Source organism: Cupriavidus sp. KB_39, from assembly GCF_052114485.1.
Lineage (GTDB): Bacteria > Pseudomonadota > Gammaproteobacteria > Burkholderiales > Burkholderiaceae > Cupriavidus.
Map to the genome: position 1 here is coordinate 16,254 of NZ_JBFREV010000009.1, position 11,946 is coordinate 28,199.

The 11,946-nt window shown below is 64.8% G+C and carries 15 protein-coding genes; 10 read left to right on the top strand and 5 right to left on the bottom strand.

Features of this window, described 5'->3' with window-relative positions:
• Positions 1-8: 8 nt before the first annotated feature.
• The 3 genes from AB4Z27_RS09160 to AB4Z27_RS09170 all read right to left on the bottom strand — a co-directional run bounded on the left by AB4Z27_RS09160 (position 9) and on the right by AB4Z27_RS09170 (position 3,970).
• Positions 9-1,532 carry an FGGY family carbohydrate kinase gene (locus AB4Z27_RS09160; RefSeq protein WP_441644312.1) on the bottom strand — a complete coding sequence of 508 codons (1,524 nt, stop codon included), beginning with the start codon at positions 1,530-1,532 and terminating at the stop codon, positions 9-11.
• On the bottom strand, positions 1,529-2,992 hold the full coding sequence (locus AB4Z27_RS09165; RefSeq protein WP_092299553.1) for an MFS transporter: 1,464 nt from the start codon (positions 2,990-2,992) through the stop codon (positions 1,529-1,531). Before AB4Z27_RS09165 ends, AB4Z27_RS09160 begins: the two co-directional genes overlap by 4 nt.
• 165 nt (positions 2,993-3,157) lie before the next feature.
• Positions 3,158-3,970, bottom strand: a complete 813-nt coding sequence (locus tag AB4Z27_RS09170) for a thioesterase family protein (protein WP_177219996.1) — start codon at positions 3,968-3,970, stop codon at positions 3,158-3,160.
• Positions 3,971-4,344: 374 nt separating this feature from the next.
• On the opposite strand from AB4Z27_RS09170, the gene AB4Z27_RS09175 reads away from it, so the two are divergent.
• The 5 genes from AB4Z27_RS09175 to pcaD are packed head-to-tail and all read left to right on the top strand — an operon-like array spanning position 4,345 to position 8,196.
• Positions 4,345-5,685 (top strand): short-chain fatty acid transporter, encoded by a 1,341-nt coding sequence (locus tag AB4Z27_RS09175; RefSeq protein ID WP_092299559.1) that lies wholly within the window; start codon positions 4,345-4,347, stop codon positions 5,683-5,685.
• A 34-nt stretch (positions 5,686-5,719) separates the two neighbouring features.
• On the top strand, positions 5,720-6,016 hold the full coding sequence (locus AB4Z27_RS09180) for a YciI family protein (RefSeq protein WP_092299562.1): 297 nt from the start codon (positions 5,720-5,722) through the stop codon (positions 6,014-6,016).
• 14 nt (positions 6,017-6,030) lie between these two features.
• Positions 6,031-7,089: a cyclase family protein gene (locus AB4Z27_RS09185; RefSeq protein WP_441644313.1), complete on the top strand. Its 1,059-nt coding sequence runs from the start codon at positions 6,031-6,033 to the stop codon at positions 7,087-7,089.
• Between the two features lie 27 nt (positions 7,090-7,116).
• A complete protein-coding gene (catC, locus tag AB4Z27_RS09190) occupies positions 7,117-7,401 on the top strand; it encodes a muconolactone Delta-isomerase (protein ID WP_092299568.1) in 285 nt (94 codons plus the stop codon).
• Between the two features lie 15 nt (positions 7,402-7,416).
• Complete coding sequence (gene pcaD / locus AB4Z27_RS09195) at positions 7,417-8,196, top strand: 3-oxoadipate enol-lactonase (protein WP_092299571.1); 780 nt, start codon at positions 7,417-7,419, stop codon at positions 8,194-8,196.
• Positions 8,197-8,253: 57 nt separating this feature from the next.
• Here pcaD and AB4Z27_RS09200 read toward each other — a convergent pair whose 3' ends face one another.
• Complete coding sequence (locus tag AB4Z27_RS09200) at positions 8,254-8,751, bottom strand: hypothetical protein (protein WP_441644314.1); 498 nt, start codon at positions 8,749-8,751, stop codon at positions 8,254-8,256.
• 214 nt (positions 8,752-8,965) lie between these two features.
• Between AB4Z27_RS09200 and AB4Z27_RS09205 the strand changes: the two genes are divergently transcribed.
• From AB4Z27_RS09205 to AB4Z27_RS09225, 5 genes are all read left to right on the top strand, one after another.
• A complete protein-coding gene (locus AB4Z27_RS09205) occupies positions 8,966-9,322 on the top strand; it encodes a hypothetical protein (protein WP_441644315.1) in 357 nt (118 codons plus the stop codon).
• 268 nt (positions 9,323-9,590) lie between these two features.
• Positions 9,591-9,794, top strand: a complete 204-nt coding sequence (locus AB4Z27_RS09210) for a cold-shock protein (RefSeq protein ID WP_092299580.1) — start codon at positions 9,591-9,593, stop codon at positions 9,792-9,794.
• Between the two features lie 173 nt (positions 9,795-9,967).
• Complete coding sequence (locus tag AB4Z27_RS09215) at positions 9,968-10,345, top strand: hypothetical protein (protein ID WP_092299583.1); 378 nt, start codon at positions 9,968-9,970, stop codon at positions 10,343-10,345.
• 96 nt (positions 10,346-10,441) lie between these two features.
• A complete protein-coding gene (locus AB4Z27_RS09220) occupies positions 10,442-10,576 on the top strand; it encodes a hypothetical protein (protein ID WP_255370945.1) in 135 nt (44 codons plus the stop codon).
• 34 nt (positions 10,577-10,610) lie between these two features.
• Positions 10,611-10,928, top strand: a complete 318-nt coding sequence (locus AB4Z27_RS09225) for a hypothetical protein (RefSeq protein ID WP_441593489.1) — start codon at positions 10,611-10,613, stop codon at positions 10,926-10,928.
• 7 nt (positions 10,929-10,935) lie between these two features.
• Here AB4Z27_RS09225 and AB4Z27_RS09230 read toward each other — a convergent pair whose 3' ends face one another.
• Positions 10,936-11,796 (bottom strand): transglutaminase-like domain-containing protein, encoded by an 861-nt coding sequence (locus AB4Z27_RS09230; protein ID WP_092299588.1) that lies wholly within the window; start codon positions 11,794-11,796, stop codon positions 10,936-10,938.
• Positions 11,797-11,946: the final 150 nt, after the last annotated feature.

The window sequence follows — 11,946 nt, forward strand, 5'->3', positions numbered from 1 at the left end:
TCTCCTGATTAATGCGACGCAAACGCGTCCACGTGATTGAGTTCGGACGCCACGCGGGCGTGCCAGAGCGCGCGCCGCGCGGCGCGCTCGTCATCGCCGATGGCCGGGGTGAACACGGCGTCCGGCGCGGTGGTGGTGCGGGCTTGCTGCAGGGAGTCCCACAGCAGGCCCGACGCGCCGGCCAGGAAGGCGATGCCGCGCAGGCTGGCGCGGTCCGTCTCCTGCATGCGATGGATCGGCAGGCCGGTGAGGTCGGCCTGCATCTGGAGCAGCGCGTCGCTGCCGGAGAGGCCGCCGCCCACCACGAGGCTGGAGACGGGCACGCCGGCGATGTCGCGGTTGGCCTCGATGCAGGACGCCACGGAATGGGCGATGCCGGCGAGGATGGCGTGGGCGATCTCGGCCTGCGTGGTGGCCATCGACACGCCGTTCAGTGCGGCGCGGGCCTCGGGCTGCATCTGCGGCACGCGCAGGCCGGTCAGGGCTGGGATGAACGTGACGCCGCCCGACGAGGGCACCGTGGCCGCCAGCGCGCTGATCTGCCGGGCGTCTTCGAACCAGTGCAGCTTGTTGCAGACCCAATTCAGCGCGGAGCCGGTGGTGGCCACGAAGGTCTCCACMGAGTAGTGGGAGACGCCCYGATGGCGGCGCGCGGTCATCGTCAGCGTGCTGTCCGATTCGCCGCTGCGCGCCGGCAGGGCGGGGCCGACCATCAGGTCCACGAAGCTGCCGGTGCCGTGCAGGCACATCGACTGCCCCGCATCGAGGCAGCCCAGCCCGATGGCGCCGGCAAGCTGGTCGCCGGCACAGGCGAGGATGGGCACGTCGATACCGATCAGGTCGGCGCGCGTGCGGCCGAAGTCATCGGCGTCCTGCCGCAGTTCGGGCAGCAGCTCGCGGGGGAAGCCGAGCGCATCGGTCCAGTCCGTGAGGTAGCGGTGCTCGCCGAGCATGTAGGCGCTGCACGAGGTGGCGTTCGTCGGCGTGGTCACGCAGGCGCGCTCGGTGGAGAGGTGCCAGAGCAGCCAGCTATCCACCGTGCCGAAGGCCAGCCGGCGCGCGGCCCATGCCTCGGCCACGGCAGGCGTCTCGCGCAGGTGCCGCGCCGCCCAGAGGTAGGGCGAACGCACGCCGGCAGGCCGGCCGACGACAGGACGCAGGCGCGGGTCCCACGTGGCCGCCAGTTCGTGCAGGTCCGGGGCGTAGCGCGTGTCCTGCCAGACCATGGCCGGCACCAGCGCGCGGCCGGTCTGCGTGTCCCACAGCACGGCCGTGGCGCGCTGCGTGGCGATGGCGAGCGCCACCACGTTGAGGTGATCGCGCGCAGCCTGCGCCAGCGTGGCCCGGCACACCGCCAGCGTCTTCTCCAGCAGGACATTGGCGTCCTGCTCGACCACGCCGGGGCGCGGCGAATCCACTTGCAGCGTGGTGTATTCCAGGCATGAGACGTGGCCATCGGCGGCCACCACGGCGGCGCGGGTGCCGGACGTGCCCTCGTCGATGGCGAGGATGACGTTCCTGTTCTGGGTCATGACTGCGATTTCTCGATCACGGGTTGCAGGAAGCCGGCCCCCTCGCGCGCATCGCGTGCGAACTGCGGGGCATCGGCTTCGTTGTCGGGGTTGATGGTGGTACGCGTGGGGTCCCAGCGGATCGTGAAGCAGATGATGCTGGCGATGAGGGGTACCACGGAGAGGATCAGGAAGGTGGTTTCCAGCCCGTACTGGGCGCGGAACAGGGGGAACACCAGCAGGCCCAGCGCGGCGCCGATGGAGCCGAGTGCGCCGATGATGCCGTTGGCGCCCGCGCGCAGTTCGCTGCGGAAAGACAGCGAGGACAGGCTCTTGCCGTTCGCGCCGGGGCCGCCCGAGTGGAACAGGATGAACAGCGACGGCACGACCACGGCGACCCACATCGGCATCTTGCCGTTGAACAGGCCGAGCACCAGCAGCATCACGAAGACGGCGGCGAAGCCGAACGCCGAGGCACGGCGCAGGCCGAGCTTGCGGCCGATCAGCGGCGACAGGAAGCCGCCGAAGATGCCGCAGACATTGAACACGAGCGCGCCGATGGTGGCGTAGACGAAGTCCTTGCCGAACAGCGCGGCGCTGATCAGCGGCAGGTACCAGCCAATCGCAAAGTACTGGATCGACTGGCCGATCTGCACCGTGGAGGCGAGGATGGTGCGAGGCAGGTAGACGCCACGGAAGATCAGCAGCACGTTGGCCAGGCCGCGACGGGCCTGGTTGGTCACGGGAATGCGCTCGGACGGCGCGGCAGCCATGAAGGCGCGGCCATAGATGCGCGTCATGGCGCGCGCGGCGGCGTCCAGCCGTTCCTTGCGGGCCAGCCAGATCGGGCTTTCGACCAGGAACAGCAGTTGCAGCACCAGGATGAGGACGCCGAAGATGGCGGTGGCGGCCACCGAATAGCGCCAGATCGTATCGCCCACATTCCAGGAATGGAACAGCAGCGCCAGCAGCAGGTTGGAGCAGACCGCCGTGTACCACATGCCTTGCCAGGTATTGAGGCGGCTCTTGAGCTTGACCGGCGTGAATTCGGCCAGCACGGCCATGGCGATGGCGAAGTCGATGCCGTACGCCGCGCCGACGAAGAACCGGCCGACCAGGATTACATCGAAGCCGGGCGCGAACACCACCAGCAGCGCGCCCACCACGGCCAGCACCTTGGCCAGGATCAGCGGGCGCACGCGGCCCCAGCGGTCGGCCATCCAGCCGCCCAACGGGTTGAAGACGATGGCGACCCATGAGGCGAACGAGGTCAGCAGCGCCACCTGCGCCGGGGCGAGCTGCAAATTGCGCGTCATCGGCCCAAGGCCGGCGCTCAGTGCGGAATTGGAGAAAGCGTCAAGGAAGAGTCCGCCGAGGGCAAGCCACCACACCACGCCGGCGCGGCCACGTATGCCAGGACAGGAATCTATGAAGGCGATGACATCATCGATGCCACGAAGCTTGATGGCAGAGGTTTGCACGGCGGTCTCCTTTTTTTGGTTCTGTAAGAGGCCGCAGCAAACTGCACGCGCTAAGAGACCATCTTACAGATGGTCTCTTATCTAGATCTGCCCGGCCAATGTATGTCGCCGGGCAGGTCATGTCAACGGGGAAAACCCGATAGGGTGGGGCGGAGCCGGGCGCGACTAGCGCGCGTCGCGCGGCTTGAAGATCAGTCCCTGCTGCGCGACACCGATGACGCCGTGCTCGTCATGCAGCGTCGTGCGGGTCAGGCCGATGCCGCTCTCCTGCACCGTGGTCGTCGAGTCGGCCGCGACCCATTCCCCGCGTGGCAGCCGGTGCAGGTACATCGTCAGGTCGGCATTCGCGAACGCGAAGCGATCCAGCGGCACGGCCCAGCTGATGCCATTGCCGAAGTCCGCTGCAGCTACCGCGCGGGCTGCTGGCGTGACTGGCCAGTCGGCCACCAGCGGCACCGCCAGGCGGAACCATACGGCGGCAGGGCCGGGGGCCGTGACCGTGCCGGTCGCCACGCGGCTCTCCATGGCGGTGTAGTGGAACGAGGTCTGCGGCTGCATGCCCGGGATGAGGATGGGCGTGTGGCACGCATCGGGCGGGGGGAGGGACGGAGACTGGGGGGACGACTGGAGGTCGAGCGCACGCTCGCGGATATAGACCGCCGTGCCGTAGACGACCGGTACGCCCTCGTGCGACAGCGCCAGCCGCACGCGCCGCACCGACCCGCCCGGTTGCGGTTCGACCACCGCGCGCAACGGTGCCACGGGAACCGGCCGCACGAATTCGAGCGTGAGGCGAACCATCGACCAACCCGGCTCCTGCGCCATGGCGCGGTCCGCCATCGAGGCCAGCAACCCGCCCGGTGCGCCGCCGTGCTGGGCGCCGGGATGCCAGGGGCCGCGCGACAGTTCGGTAGGGACGACGGCATCGCCCGAGACTTCAAAAATGCTGTGGGGAATCGGCGCAGAAGCAGTAGCCAAGACGGTCTCCGTGATGCGGGCTGCGCTCCCGGACGCCGGGGCGCTATGGCCGCCAACGATACACCACGAGATGGCTTGTCTGCYGGCGCCACCGTTCTGTGCGGATACCGGCCATGAACCTTTCAGCCGTGAAAGACCATTGGTGCATTGCAATATGCGAAGCCCCTGCGCACAGGGCGCAACGACCTGTGAATTGGCGCGCGGATCTGCTGCGGTGCAATATCGAATTGTTGTGTTGTGGGCGGGTAATCGAGCAATTTATTGCGTTGACATTGCCAAAGACAAAGTCTTACCCTCCGATCCAAGCTAACTAGACGTTCGCATATAGAACGCAAGTTCGATATGTGGTCATTTCGGATTTCAGGAGACTTGCCTTGAACAAGGTTGCCGGGTTCTTTACAGAACTGATGCGCCGGTATTTGCCGGACCCCTTCGTGTTTGCGATTGGCCTGACGCTGCTCTCCATGGTGATGGCGATGCTGGTCGAGGGACAGGCCGCCAACACGATCATCCTGAACTGGGGCAAGGGGTTCTGGAACCTGCTCTCGTTCACCACGCAAATGGCCGTGATCCTGGCCATGGGCTATGTGCTGGCCACCGCGCCGCTGGTCGATCGTTTCCTGAACAGCATCGTCGCGCGCGTGCATACGCCGCGCGGGGCCATCATCGTGGCGACGCTGGTCGGCGGTATCGGTAGCTACCTGAACTGGGGCTTCGGCCTCGTGATCGGTGGCATCATCGCCCGCAAGCTGGCGCTCAAGGTGAAGGGGGTGCACTACCCGCTGATCATCGCGTCGGCCTATAGCGGCTTCACGATGTACGGCCTGGGCTTGTCYGCCAGYATTCCCGTGCTGATCTCCACGCCGGGCCATCCGATGGAAAAGCTCATGGGCGTGGTGGCGCTCAAGGACACGATCTTCTCSCTGCCGATGCTGCTCACSAGCCTSGCCGTGATCGTCACGCTGCCGCTGCTCAACGCSATGCTGCATCCGCGCGAYGCCAAGGATGTGGTGGAGATCAAGGACGACGCGGAGGAGGGCCGTGCCGCCGCCGCCGGTGGCCACAGCATGGGCATYGAGAACACGCTGGCCGCGCGCATGAACAACAGCCGCCTGCTGAGCCTGGTCATCGGCCTGTGCGGCATGGCCTACGCGGTGCTGTACTTCACACAGGGCGGCACGCTGGACCTGAACCTGATCAACTTCCTGATCCTGTTCATCGGGGTGCTGCTGCTGGGCACGCCGGCCAACTACGTCGCCAAGCTGAACGAGGGCATCAAGACGATTTCAGGCATCATCCTGCAATATCCGTTCTATGCCGGCATCATGGCGATCATGGCGGGCTCGGGGCTGGTGGATACCATTTCGCGCGTGTTCGTGGATATCGCCACGCCGCAGACGCTGCCGTTCTGGGGCCTGGTGAGTTCGTTCGTGATCAACTTCTTCGCGCCGTCGGGTGGTGGCCACTGGGTGATTCAGGGGCCATTCATGATCGACGCGGCGAAGGCCATCGGCAGCTCGGTGGCGCAGACCTCGATGTCGGTGATGCTGGGCAACGCCTGGAACGACCTCGTGCAGCCGTTCTGGATCCTGCCGGCGCTGGCGCTGTCGAAGCTCAAGCTCAAGGACGTGATGGGCTATACCGTGATCATGATGTTCTGGGTSGGTGCCATCTATATCGTGGCGCTGCTGGCCTGGGGCATGCTGACGCACTGACCGATGTACTGACAACCAACRCGGAGAGAATCGCATGCCGTTCCTGATCGAGACGTTCGACAAGCCGAATCACCAGCATGTGCGGCAGGCCAACCGGCCCGTGCACCTGGAGTATCTGGAAGCCAACAAGGCGCTGCTGCTGGCCTGCGGCGCCAAGCTCAACGATGACGGCAGCGATGGCGGTGGTGGCCTGTATATCGTCGACGTGGAGACGCGCGAGGCTGCGCAGGCCTTTATCGAAGCCGATCCGTTCCACAAGGCCGCGCTGTTCGCCGAGGTAAAGATCGTGCGGTGGCGCAAGGCCTATCTGGACGGCGTCCGTCATATCTGAACGAAGGCGTAGGTATGAAGCGATGGAAGCAACGGCCCGAWGGCGCCAACTGGGGCGACTTCGGTGAGGACGACCAGCTCGGCCGCCTGAACCTGATCACGGCGGCGCGCGTGCGTGCCGCCGCGCAGGAGATTCAAAGCGGCCGGACGTTCTGCCTGTCCCTGCCGCTGGACCTCCCCGGCGGGAATGTGCTGAACCCGCGCCGGCATCCGCCCGTGCTGCGTCCCACTTTCCGTGACGACGTGGCCTACGTGAACTTCCCGCTGGCCAAGGTCGATCCGCGCGCGCTGGACGTGCTCAGCGACGACCAGGTGCTGCTATCCATGCAGTACTCCACGCAGTGGGATTCACTGGCCCACGTGGGCGCGCTGTTCGATGCCGATGGCGATGGGGTGGCCGAACGCGTCTACTACAACGGTTTCCGGCCGAATGCCGATATCGTCGGTCCGGTTGACTATGCTGAAGCCGACCACTTCGCGGCCCATCCCTGCGGGCACGACCACAGCCATGCCGACGCGCTCGGCATCGAGACCCTCGCGGCGCACGGCATTCAGGCGCGCGGCGTGCTGGTCGATCTGGCCGAACACTACGGCCGCGAATGCCGGACGGTCGGCTACGACGACCTGATGCGCGTGATCGACGCCGATGGCATCGAGGTTGGCAGTGGCGACATCCTCGTGCTTCGCACCGGATTCGCCGAGATGCTGGTCGAGATGGCTGGCGAGCCCGATGCCGAACTGTTGCATCAGAGCTGCTGCGCGCTGGACGGGCGCGACGACAAGCTGCTGCAGTGGATCACCGATTCCGGCATTGCCGCGATCGCGGCCGACAATTACGCCGTCGAGCGCTATCCGGCGCGGCCCGTGCCGGCGGAGCAGGGCCCCGTGCCGATGCTGCCGCTGCATCATCACTGCCTGTTCAAGCTCGGCCTGCCGCTCGGCGAACTCTGGTACCTGCGCGACCTGGCCGCCTGGCTGCGCGCCGAGGGTCGCCACCGGTTCTTCCTGTCGGCGCCGCCGCTGCGGCTGCCCGGCGCGATGGGGTCGCCCGTGACGCCCGTTGCCACTACCTGATTCCTCTCTCTTCACTAGGAGCCCACCATGCTGTTCATGGTCGAAATGACTGTTCGTATTCCCCAAACGCTCGACCCGGTTGTCGCCGACAAGATCAAGGCGGAAGAGAAGGCGTACTCCCAGCAACTGCAACGCGACGGCAAGTGGCGCCACCTGTGGCGCGTGGCTGGCCTCTACGCGAACGTGAGCATCTTTGACGTCAAGGATGCCGACGAACTGCACACGCTGCTGACTGGCCTGCCGCTGTATCCGTACATGGAAATGAAGGTGACCGCGCTGGCGCAGCACGCCTCTGCCATCGCCCAGAACTGAGCCCCGGAGACCGCCATGCCTTTTGCTGACCTTGCGGGCGTCAAGCTCCATTACCGGTTCGATGGCGATGAGAGCCTGCCCGTGCTGGTGCTGTCGAACTCCCTGGGTACCAGCCTCGATATGTGGCAGCCGCAGATCGCTGCGCTGACGCAGCGTTTCCGGGTGCTGCGCTACGACACGCGCGGCCACGGGCAGTCGTCCGTTACCGAGGGACCGTACAGCATCGCGCAACTGGGCGGCGACGTCATCGCGCTGCTCGACCATCTGGGCCTGCAACGCGTGCATTTCTGCGGGCTGTCGATGGGCGGCATCACGGGCATGTGGCTGGGCGTCCACCACGCTGACCGCCTTGACAAGCTGATCCTGTGCAATACGGCGGCCTATATCGGGCCGCCCGAGAACTGGACCAACCGTGCCGCCGCCGTGGAGCGTGACGGTGTGGCGTCGATTGCCGCCGCCGTAGTCGACAAATGGCTCACGCCGGACTTCGCGGCGCAGCAGGCGGATCTCGTGCAGACGTTGCGGACGATGTTGGGTGCCACCGACGCCCGCGGCTACGCGGCGAACTGCCTGGCCGTGCGCGATTCGGATCTGCGCAACGACGTGCAGCGCATCACCACGCCCACGCTGGTCATTGCCGGCACCGGCGATATCCCGACCCCGCCCGCCGATGGTCGGTATCTGGCGGAGAACATTCCGGGCGCCAGGTACGTGGAACTGTACGCCGCGCATCTCTCGAACCTGCAACAGGTGGAGGGGTTCAATCAGGCTGTGCTGGCGTTCCTGGATCGCTGACGCCTGAGGTGGGCAGCTACCCCCGCCGGACGCCCGGCGGGTAACCCCGGCAGGGTTTCACCGGATCTTGCCGAATCCCCCGGCGGCCCACTGCGYGCCGCTTTCCCGCGTCAAGCGGAAATCTGGTCGCACTTTGACGGTAGCGAGCACGTCCCCGAACTGCCCGACTGCCGTGAGGGTGCCGAATGGCTCGTACTCGTCCGGCGTGATGACAAGCTGGATCGTTACCGCGTCCGAGCCGACTTCCACGGTCACCTGCTTGTTCAGTTGCGCGTGCAACTGCTGTTCGTGTCGACGGATGACTTCCGAAGCGGTCTTCACCAGGGTCTGATGCGCTGTCGCATCGAGCGGCTTCGGATCGACCTTGTTTCGGCCCATGGTCCAGGGGCCGACCAGCGCGGGCTCGGAACTGCCATCCCGGATCATCTCGACGGCCCAGCCGTCACCATCCTCGTTCTTGATGACCCGCGCGGTCCAGCCCTTGTCTCGCCAAAGCCTGGGTTCATGGATGGGGGAGGACTCGGCCTCCGAAGGGACGGTGTCGCTGTGATTCATGGATCTCGTATTCAATGCATGCGGCCTTCGCCGCTGGCGCGCGGCAGCCGCTGCCATGGTGGCGGCTAAACGCCGCATTGTAATGGGATCAGTGTCTCGACGAAATGGCGCCCGCTGCCTTTGCGGGCGGCAGGGTGGTCCATGGTCCAATACCGGCGTTTTCCACGGTTGAATATCTTGGTGGAGTAAGCGAACGTCCTATGGAGCCAACAACATGAAATACTCCCTGCTCGTTGTGTTGCTCGCAGCCGCCGGATGCGCCAGCCCACCGCCGCCCGCGCCCCTTCCCCCGCCGCCGCCGGCCAATGCCAGCAAGGTAGGCCAGAGCCAGATGGCGCCCAAGGCGGCCGCGCAGTGCATCGGATCGAAATGGACGCAACCGGGCGGACAGCCGGCCATGATCCAGTACGTGTACGCCAACGATACGGCATTCGATGTCTTTGTCCCCGGCCAGACCCCGCCCGCCGGAACGGCCGCTATGGTCAGGCCCGTTCCGACCGGCACAGGCTCAACGCTGTATTTCCGCGGCAACGACGCCGCGGCGTCCAGCGTCTTGAGCCAGTGTTCCTAGGCCTGCCGGGATAGCGAAGCGCGCGTCAGGGGTGGCCGATGGCTGGCTTTTCCCCTGGCACGCCTCGGAATGGACGTCATCGGTCTCCCGGCCATCGATTCATTCGTAAGTTAGGTTGACCTGCCCCGGCATGACCTGTATAAGAGTCCTTGCAGGATCATCAAGCAGACCTCAGAGTTCATTGGCGAATCGCCACCTTCCTTGTTTCTTCCTTGAGTATCGTGCCTCGCCGGTATTTTCGTCGTGCGAGAATTTTTTAGGAATTGACATGGCAACAGGTACGGTAAAGTGGTTTAACGACGCCAAGGGCTTTGGTTTCATCACGCCGGAAGCAGGTGGAAATGATCTTTTCGCGCATTTCTCCGAGATCCAGGGCGATGGCTTCAAGTCGCTGCAAGAAGGACAGAAGGTGAATTACGTCGAAGGCAATGGCCCCAAGGGTCCGACCGCGACGAAGATTCAGCCCTCCTGAACTGACTCGACTGGCAACAGTCGTAGAAAAGCTCCGCAGATGCGGAGCTTTTTTTATTTGTGGAGGGTTTTTCCCTACGGAGAAATACACCCGCCGCGAGTGGGAGGGAAGGAGTAGAGTCGATAGGTAGTCGCAAATTCCGATACCTTCTCAATCAAGGGGGCGATTCCAGTATGCAAGGTGCCACTCTGCCATTCAGCTTCCTCTGCACATTAAACGCCGATGTCGAGCGCCTGGCCTACCATGTGGCGGTCAGTTTCCGGGATGGCAACCACCCGGCGGGCGTGCAATTTACAAGCTTCGTTGGCACCGGAAGACGCTCCTTTTCGGTGCGCAGCCCCGACAGCGACCTCCAGCCCGCCACGGGTGAGACCTGCGAACAGCTATGCCGCATCGCCATTGGCCAGGTCCTGCGCGACCAGCTCTACAACAAGGCGGCCGACGGCGACCATGTGCTCGATCTCGACGTGTTGCCATGGGAGGGCGAACTGAAGCCCGTCGGCGCCGGCAATATCGCAAGGCGTCCTGCACGGCGATATTCGCCGGTTTAAGTCCGTCGGGCGGCTTCCCCCGATATATCCCTGAAGCGCACAGTAAGAGCGTATGCTGGTACTGCCAATCGGCAATCAATGCACCGGGAGCATCTCATGGCCAAGAGCCAACTACGCGGCAATCGCGAAGCAAAAAAACCCAAACAGCCCAAGAAGCCGGCCGTGCCGGCAAGCCCGATCGGAACGGTGCATTCTCGGATCGGCAACGACGGCGTCGGCAAGCGGAAGTAAATCGGCGGAAGCCGACCGATGAGGGAGGCGCATCATGATCCATCAGGACTTTAGCTCGACATTCCAGGGGCTGCCACTGACCGCCGAGCAGGAATCSGAAGTTCGTCACTACCTGAACAGGAAGGCCCGGCTCGGCCGGCCATGGGACACCGTGGAGTTGCGGGGAATGCTGGAAGACATGCTGCTGCCGCCCACGGCGGAAGATAGCGACGCCGGCGATACGCAACTGGAGCGTGTCGCCGCGGCGGAACGCGCGGCAGCGTTCGTCGACGACGCCATGGAACCGATCGAGGCGTACGAGGAATGGAACGCCGCCATGGAAACCGAGGGCATGAAAGGCGGCCAGCGCTGAAGGCTGGTTACCAGGTCGAGATGGCGCGGGGCGTGGCGAGCGGCATGCCAATGCCGGCAGCCGGATCGGTCAGTGCCTCGATTTCGATATAGGGCCGCTCCGACTGCACCTTCCCGAATATCGCCGCAAAAGGAACATCGGCGGCATCCCGGCCGGTGCCAATACGCAGCAGGCCGGTCGGAATCGATACCCCTGAGGGATCGAGCAGATACCAGCCGCCCGACAGGTACACCTCAACTACCGCGTGGAAATCCGGCGGGCCCATTGCCGGGTCCGCACCATAGTCCAGGCTGCTGGAAATGCGGGCCGGCATACTCAGCGCGCGGCAAATGGCGATCATCAGGTGGGCGAAATCCCGGCACACGCCGGTTCGCTCCACGATCGTATCGGTCGCCGACGTCCGTTCATTGGTGGAGTGCGAGAGAAAACGGATATGGTTGCGCGCCCATTCCCGGATCGCGTACACGCGCGGGTAGCCGGGGCGCATGCCGCCAAACTCACGCATCGCGAACTCCATCAGGCGGTCTGATTCGCAATAGCGGCTCGGCGTCAGGAAGGGCAGCACCTCAAAGGGCAGTTCGGCGACCGGGACCTGCCGTATCGATTCGCCATCGTCGAGTCGATGATCGATGTCCACCACACACTCATAGCGGATGGCCAGATGGCCCTTGTTCGCCCGAATCCGCAGCATGCGGTTGCACAGGACTGGATCTGTGTAGCGCGTGGCGGGCACCTCCGGCGTGATGGCGAGGTGCTCGGAAACGATGGACTGGCGTCCCGTCCTTGCGGCTTCGATACGCAACAGAAAGTCCGCTGTGGGATCCAGGATCTCATAGGACAGGTTCACCAGGTACCGGATGCGATTCATCGTTGACCTTGCGCCGATGTGGGGGAGGGAGACGGCATTCAGAGTGTACTGCTACGACGCTGCGCCTGTATTGTAAGGACGCTCGCATTTGTCGTGCCTGGACCTCTAAACTAGAGCCATGACGCGCCTTAGCAGGGTTCCGCTCTCCGG

Bases quoted from the DNA above. Each gene is read 5' to 3' on its own strand.
- AB4Z27_RS09180 (WP_092299562.1), top strand. From the start codon at position 5,720: ATGCCGTTCCTGATCGAGACGTTCGACAAGCCGAATCACCAGCATGTG.
- catC (WP_092299568.1), top strand. From the start codon at position 7,117: ATGCTGTTCATGGTCGAAATGACTGTTCGTATTCCCCAAACGCTCGAC.
- pcaD (WP_092299571.1), top strand. From the start codon at position 7,417: ATGCCTTTTGCTGACCTTGCGGGCGTCAAGCTCCATTACCGGTTCGAT.
- AB4Z27_RS09205 (WP_441644315.1), top strand. From the start codon at position 8,966: ATGAAATACTCCCTGCTCGTTGTGTTGCTCGCAGCCGCCGGATGCGCC.
- AB4Z27_RS09210 (WP_092299580.1), top strand. From the start codon at position 9,591: ATGGCAACAGGTACGGTAAAGTGGTTTAACGACGCCAAGGGCTTTGGT.
- AB4Z27_RS09215 (WP_092299583.1), top strand. From the start codon at position 9,968: ATGCAAGGTGCCACTCTGCCATTCAGCTTCCTCTGCACATTAAACGCC.
- AB4Z27_RS09220 (WP_255370945.1), top strand. From the start codon at position 10,442: ATGGCCAAGAGCCAACTACGCGGCAATCGCGAAGCAAAAAAACCCAAA.
- AB4Z27_RS09230 (WP_092299588.1), bottom strand. From the start codon at position 11,796: ATGAATCGCATCCGGTACCTGGTGAACCTGTCCTATGAGATCCTGGAT.